The 6,930-nt window shown below is 62.5% G+C and carries 6 protein-coding genes; 5 read left to right on the top strand and 1 reads right to left on the bottom strand.

The features are described 5' to 3' along the window. Window positions 1-107 precede the first annotated feature (107 nt). The 4 genes from GVK95_RS18140 to GVK95_RS18125 all read left to right on the top strand — a co-directional run bounded on the left by GVK95_RS18140 (window position 108) and on the right by GVK95_RS18125 (window position 4,055). Entirely contained in the window at window positions 108-815 is a 708-nt protein-coding gene (locus GVK95_RS18140; protein ID WP_159952104.1) for a helix-turn-helix domain-containing protein, read from the top strand. Between the two features lie 10 nt (window positions 816-825). Next, window positions 826-2,241, top strand: coding sequence for a PepSY domain-containing protein (locus tag GVK95_RS18135; protein ID WP_159952103.1), 1,416 nt, complete (start codon window positions 826-828; stop codon window positions 2,239-2,241). Window positions 2,242-2,395: 154 nt separating this feature from the next. Then, the gene (locus GVK95_RS18130) at window positions 2,396-3,193 is read left to right on the top strand and encodes a transporter substrate-binding domain-containing protein (protein ID WP_159952102.1); all 798 of its coding nucleotides are present in this window, start codon (window positions 2,396-2,398) and stop codon (window positions 3,191-3,193) included. A 37-nt stretch (window positions 3,194-3,230) separates the two neighbouring features. Continuing rightward, window positions 3,231-4,055: an amino acid ABC transporter permease gene (locus GVK95_RS18125; protein ID WP_159952101.1), complete on the top strand. Its 825-nt coding sequence runs from the start codon at window positions 3,231-3,233 to the stop codon at window positions 4,053-4,055. Window positions 4,056-4,108: 53 nt separating this feature from the next. On the opposite strand, the gene ppk2 is transcribed toward GVK95_RS18125, so the two are convergent. Then, complete coding sequence (ppk2, locus tag GVK95_RS18120) at window positions 4,109-5,014, bottom strand: polyphosphate kinase 2 (protein WP_159952100.1); 906 nt, start codon at window positions 5,012-5,014, stop codon at window positions 4,109-4,111. A gap of 385 nt (window positions 5,015-5,399) precedes the next feature. On the opposite strand from ppk2, the gene leuC reads away from it, so the two are divergent. Next, complete coding sequence (leuC, locus tag GVK95_RS18110; protein WP_159952098.1) at window positions 5,400-6,809, top strand: 3-isopropylmalate dehydratase large subunit; 1,410 nt, start codon at window positions 5,400-5,402, stop codon at window positions 6,807-6,809. Window positions 6,810-6,930: the final 121 nt, after the last annotated feature.

Here is a 6,930-nt window from a genome sequence, read left to right as displayed (position 1 = left end):
ATCTGAGCCCGGTACGTCGGCGGCGCTGCCGTCTGCGTCCGGATATCGTCAAATCTGGCCGTTGAACATGCCGTCAAGCATGTCCGGCCGAAGTCCGGATCCGCCCCATGCTTGACCCCACCATGCCCCTGCGCCCGCAGGCGGCGATGCCGCCGCCGCCCGCCTCTCATCAGGCGACCTCCCATCAGGAGGCACATCGCATCGACCGCCAGGGTGCAGCACTCCTGCCGCCGCGCACCACGATTTTTCTCGAAGGCTTCGCCCGCTCGCCGCATTACCGGGTGGTCGAGGGATGCGTCGCGACATCGCAAGCCCTGTCCGACGGCCGGCGCCAGATCACCGATATCGTCGGTCCCGGGCGTCTGTTCGGACTTGGCCTCGGCGATCGCAATCACTGCTCCGCCGAGACCCTCGGATGGACCCGGCTGCAGCCGTGTGGCGATACTGCCGGCCCGCAGGCCGTGGAGATGGCGCTGCACGAGATGCTGGCGCGTTCGCAGGCGCTTGCCATGCTGCTGGGCCGCAAGACGGCGCCGGAACGGGTCGCCTGTGCCATTCTCGATCTTGCCGGGCAATTCGGTCGTCCTGCCCGCCAGCGCAAGCGCGGTGCCGTCACCTTCCATCTGTATCCGACCCGGGGCGATCTGGCTGATTGGCTCGGTCTGACGATCGAGACGGTCAGCCGATGCTTTACCCGGCTGAAGCGTGCCGGCCTGATCGAATTCCAGACGTCCGACCTCGTGACCCTGCTTGAGCCCGCGCAATTGACGCAGGTGGCTTCCGGTAACGCCCCTATCCCGCTTTCATTGATCTAGAGAGGATCTTATGTCGACTGTTCAAGGTCTTGCCCCCGCCGCCGAGGTGCCCCGAAACGCCTCGCGCCGCTTTTATTTCACTGCCTGGCGCTGGCATTTCTATGCCGGTCTTTATGTTGCTCCGTTCCTGTTGATGCTGGCGGTCACGGGCCTCGTGATGCTGTGGTCTGCCGTCTTCATCGGGCGCGACGGCGAAAAATACTACCGCGTCACGCCACAGGCCGAAACCGTTTCCGTATCCCGGCAGGCCGAAGCGGCCTTCATGACCGCGCCGGACGGCCAGATTGTCCAGTACATCGCGCCGCGAACGGCCGATGGTTCTGCAGTCTTCCGCATCAATCAGGGCGATGCTTCCAGCATGGTTGCGGTCGATCCTTATACGGCCGAGGTGCTGGGCACCTGGGAGCGGCACAATGGCCTCTATGACCTGGCCAACACGATCCACGGCACGCTTATGCTCGGCACCCTGGGCGATCGGCTGATCGAGATCGCCGCCGGCTTCGGCGTGGTGCTGATCGTCACCGGCCTTTATTTGTGGTGGCCGCGCGACGGTCAGGGTTTTGCCAGCGTCCTGGTGCCGAATTTTGCCGCGAAGGGGCGGGCGCTGTGGAAGTCCCTGCATCTGACGGTCGGCTTCTATGTTGCGGCGATCCTGCTTGTCTTCCTGCTTTCGGGCCTGACCTGGGCCGGTATCTGGGGTGAAAAAATGACCCAAGCCTGGAGCACGTTTCCGGCCGAGAAATGGGATAATGTGCCGCTGTCCGACGAAACGCATGCCAGCATGAACCATGGCGGCGTCAAGAATGTGCCGTGGACGCTGGAGCAGACGCCGATGCCGGTGTCCGGCTCGGCAGCTGGTGTCACGGGCACGCCGGATGGCCAGCCGGTGGATATCGATGCCATCGTCACGCTTGCCCGGTCGCTCGGCTTCGACCAGCGCTTCCAGCTTGCGTTTCCGGGTGATGCGACCGGTGTCTGGACGCTCTCGCGCGACACGATGAGCAATGACAGCGCCAATCCGCTGTCGGATCGGACCGTGCATATCGATCAGTATACAGGCAAGATCCTCGCCGATGTCGGCTTTGCCGACTATGGCGCAGCCGGCAAGGCGATGGCGGTCGGCATCGCCTTTCATGAGGGCGATATGGGTCTGTGGAACCTGGCTCTGGTGACGGTCTTCTGTCTCTCGATCATCTTCCTGTCGGTCAGCGGCATCGTCATGTGGTGGAAGCGCCGCCCGAAGGGTGCCGCCCGTCTCGTTGCGCCGGTGGTCAGCGAACCTGGCCCGCTGTGGAAGACCGGTGCGATCGTGATGGTCGCCGTGTCGCTGCTGTTTCCGCTGTCCGGCGCCGTGCTTGTCGGCGTGCTGCTGCTCGACCTGCTGCTCGTGCGCCAGATAAAGCCGCTGAAGCGGGCGATCAGCTGAGGACACCGGGCCGGCGGTCGCTTCAATCGACCGCCAGCCCGGATACCAGGCATTGAAGATGGGAGCGAAAGGCGCCGCTTGCGACCGCCAGCCGGCACTTGCGTTGGCCAAACAAACTGTGACACTCTGCGCTGCCACAATTCAGGAGAGTTCCATGCTGTTTCGCCGCGCTGTTCTTGCCGGTCTGTCCGCCCTCGTGCTCGCACCGCTCGCAGCTTCGGCTGCCGATCTGCCGGATCTCGGCGGCAAGACGGTCGTCGTGGTTACCGAAAACGCCTATCCGCCGCTGCAGTTCGTCGATCCGAAGTCCGGCCAGGCGATCGGTTGGGAATATGACGCGATGAACGAGATCGCCAAGCGGCTGAACTTCAAGGTCGAATACCAGAATACCTCCTGGGACGCGATGATCCAGGCGGTGTCCGACGACCAGTACAATCTCGGCATGACCGGCATCACCATCAAGGACGACCGCAAGGAAAAGGTCGATTTCTCCGATCCCTACATGCGCTCCGAGCAGTTCATGCTGGTGCGCGGAGACGAAGCGCGCTTTACCGATGCCAAGAGCTTTGCTGCCCTGACCGATGGTCTGGTCGGCGCGCAGCCGGGCACGTCGCCGTTCTACACGGCCGTCTATGAAATCCTCGACGGCAACGAGCAGAACCCGCGCATCAAGCTGTTCGAGACCTTCGGCGCCACCGTCCAGGCCCTGAAGGCCGGCGACGTCGATCTGGTCCTGACCGACAGCGTCGCGGCCAAGGGCTATGTCGATGCGTCCCAGGGTGGCCTGAAGGTCGTCGGCGGCGCGCTCGGTGCCGAGGACTTCGGCTTCATCTACCCGAAGGGTTCCGATCTGGTTCAGCCGATCAATGCCGCGATCGCGGCGCTGAAGGCCGACGGCACGTTTGATGCGCTGAACAAGAAGTGGTTCCTCGACTACAAGATGGGCGAATGAGCCTGCTTCTTTCGAACCGCGACAGGATCGCCGGCTGATGAGCTTTCAGACCCTGCCGCAAGGCAATCAGAAGGGCGACCGACCCTGGTGGTTGGTCGCCTTTGTCGTGCTGGCCGTCATGGTCGGCCTCGTCATCTTGTTCAGCGATCTCTACACCCAGGTGTTCAACACGGTGGCCCAGGGCGTCTGGGTCACGGTCTTCGTCACGCTGACGGGTTTCCTGCTGGCAACCACGCTCGGGTTGATGATCGCGCTTTTGGGCATGGCCGACAGCGTGGTGCTGCGCCAGATCGCCCGCTTCTATGTCGAGGTGGTGCGCGGCGTGCCGATCCTCGTCCTGCTGTTTTACGTCGCCTTCGTCGGTGCGCCGGGTTTTGTCGCGCTCTACAACCTCATCGTCTCGCCACTGACGTCTGCCGGCTACCTGGAGCCGATGGTGGTGCGCGACGTCTCCTTGATGTGGCGGGCGATCATCGCACTGATGATCGGTTACTCGGCCTTCATCGCCGAGATCTTCCGGGCCGGCATCCAGTCGATCGACAAGGGCCAGATCGAAGCGGCCAAGGCGCTCGGTCTCAGCCGTGGCCAGCGGTTCCGCCTCGTCGTCTTTCCGCAGGCGATCCGGGTGATCTTCCCGCCGCTGTCGAACGATTTCGTCGCCATGGTCAAGGATTCGTCCTTGGTCTCGGTGCTCGGCGTCGCCGACATTACCCAGATGGGCAAGGTCTATGCGTCTGGCTCGTTCCGCTTCTTCGAGACCTATTCGATCGTCGCCTATGTCTATCTGGTGCTGACGATCGGATTGTCGCTGATGCTGCGCGGGTTCGAGAAGCGCATGCGCTCGCGGGCCGAGCGCGCCTGAGTCGCTGGCCGGAAGTACAAGGTTCAGACCTCCAGCTTCCGGCCACTCCAGACTCAGTAGACCTCCGGCACATACATTTCCTGTGGCACGGGATGGCGCAGATAGTCGCTCTTGCGCACCCGGTCCGGCAGCACGACCTCTTCCTTCGGCACGCTTTCATAAGGGATCTGGCCGAGCAGATGGGTGATCATGTTCAGCCGCGCCTTCTTCTTGTCGACCGCCTGGACGACCCACCACGGCGCTTCGGGGATATGGGTGCGCTCCAGCATCTCTTCCTTGGCCTTGGTATATTCCTCCCAGTGGATGCGGCTCTGCAGGTCCATCGGCGACAGCTTCCACTGCTTCAGCGGATCGTTGATGCGCATGCGGAAGCGGAACTCCTGCTCCTCGTCGGTGATAGAGAACCAGTATTTCAACAGGATGATGCCGGAACGCGCCAGCATACGCTCGAATTCCGGCACCGAGCGGAAAAACTCTTCCAGTTCGTCCTGGCTGCAGAAGCCCATGACACGTTCGACACCGGCGCGGTTGTACCAGGAGCGGTCGAACATGACCATTTCGCCGGCCGTCGGCAGATGATTGACGTAGCGCTGGAAATACCACTGGCTGCGTTCGCGCTCCGTCGGTGCCGGAAGCGCCACGACGCGGCAGACGCGCGGATTGAGGCGCTGGGTCACCCGCTTGATCGCACCACCCTTGCCGGCGGAATCGCGACCCTCGAACAATAATACGACCTTCAGCTTCTTGTAATGCACCCAGTCCTGCAGTCGCACAAGTTCGTGCTGCAGCTTGAACAGTTCGCGGAAATAGACCTTCCGGTCGATCGTCGGCTCGGACAGTCCCTCGGCGACGAGTTCGTCCAGCCGTTCCTCCTCCATCTCCAGTTCCAGTTCCTCGTCGAAGCTGTCGATGATCTCGTTCTTGATGCGGTTGACGTCGTCATGCGTGGGCGCGGACATAAAGGCTCCTTCCGGTGTTCGAACAGCAGATCAACGCATGTTTGCGCGAATACTTTATGACAGTTGGAAATTAGGTCGGCCAGTCCCGGTCTCCTCCCCCGGTCCTCTTCCCGCGGGCCCAATCTTTGCGGGATCAAGGCTGGCCGACACTGGCGCATTGCCGACGTCGCGAAAAACTGCTAAAGAAGCGCCCATGGGATCGAAATTCGGATGCCTCGCGCCAGACATTTTCGTGCTGCAAGACCACAAGCGTCTGCCGGCACGCTTCTTCGCGCGTGTCTCCGGGGCGCTCAGCAGCCGTCTGATCTAAGACGCCGCTTCGCCTGGTCGCCTATGGTGGCCCACGCCCGATTACCAATTATCATCTTCACACGGATACAAAGCCATGAGCGCACCGCGTACCCTTTACGACAAGATCTGGGACGACCACATGGTCGATCAGCAGGACGACGGAACCTGTCTTCTCTACATCGATCGTCACCTCGTTCACGAAGTGACGAGCCCGCAGGCCTTCGAAGGCCTGCGCATGGCCGGCCGCAAGGTCCGTGCCCCGGAAAAGACGCTCGCTGTCGTTGACCACAACGTTCCGACTTCGCCGGATCGCCATCTCGGCATCAAGAACGAGGAAAGCCGGATCCAGGTCGAGGCGCTGGCCACCAATGCCGCCGAATTCGGCGTCGAATATTATTCGGCCAGCGACAAGCGCCAGGGCATCGTGCACATCGTCGGCCCGGAACAGGGTTTCACCCTGCCGGGCATGACCATCGTCTGCGGCGACAGCCATACCTCGACGCATGGCGCCTTCGGCGCGCTGGCGCATGGTATCGGCACGTCCGAGGTCGAGCATGTGCTGGCCACCCAGACGCTGATCCAGAAGAAGGCCAAGAACATGCTGGTGCGTGTCGATGGCGTCCTGCCGGAGCATGTCACCGCCAAGGACATCATCCTTGCAATCATCGGCGAGATCGGCACTGCCGGCGGCACCGGCCATGTCATCGAATTTGCCGGCGAAGCCATTCGTGCGCTGTCGATGGAAGGCCGCATGACCGTCTGCAACATGACGATCGAAGGCGGCGCCCGTGCCGGCCTGATCGCGCCGGACGAAAAGACCTTCGAATATATCAAGGGCAAGCCGCGCGCGCCGAAGGGCGAGCAGCTGGAACAGGCGATCGAATACTGGAAGACCCTGCACACGGATGAAGGCGCCCATTACGACCGCGTCGTCGTTCTGGATGCCGCCAGCCTGCCGCCGATCGTGTCCTGGGGTTCATCGCCGGAAGACGTGATCTCGGTCCAGGGCGCCGTACCGAACCCGGATGAAATCCAGGACGAAAACAAGCGCACCTCGAAGTGGCGCGCGCTTGACTATATGGGCCTGAAGCCGGGCACGAAGATCACCGACATCGCCGTCGATCGCGTCTTCATCGGCTCCTGCACCAATGGCCGCATCGAAGACCTGCGCGAAGTCGCCAAGGTGGTCGAAGGCCGTACCGTTGCCTCGACCGTGTCGGCGATGATCGTTCCGGGTTCAGGTCTCGTCAAGGAACAGGCGGAAGCCGAAGGCCTCGACACGATCTTCAAGGCTGCCGGCTTCGACTGGCGCGAGCCGGGCTGCTCGATGTGTCTGGCGATGAACGACGACCGGCTGAAGCCGGGCGAGCGCTGTGCCTCGACCTCGAACCGCAATTTCGAAGGCCGCCAGGGCTTCAAGGGCCGCACGCATCTGGTTTCGCCGGCCATGGCCGCGGCCGCTGCCGTTGCCGGACACTTCGTCGATATCCGCGACTGGAAGTAAGCCGCCAGCCCAAACCATGATGTCGAGAGCCGTCCGCAGTCCTGCGGGCGGCTTCTTTTTTGGGGCGATGGCGACGGATGATTGCAATGGCGGGCAAAGGCGCTATCGTCGCGCCGTCACA

The sequence above is a fragment of the Rhizobium sp. 18065 genome (assembly GCF_902706095.1).
In the GTDB taxonomy this organism is placed as follows: Bacteria; Pseudomonadota; Alphaproteobacteria; order Rhizobiales; family Rhizobiaceae; genus Allorhizobium.
This window is presented reverse-complemented; position numbering and strand designations above follow the sequence as displayed.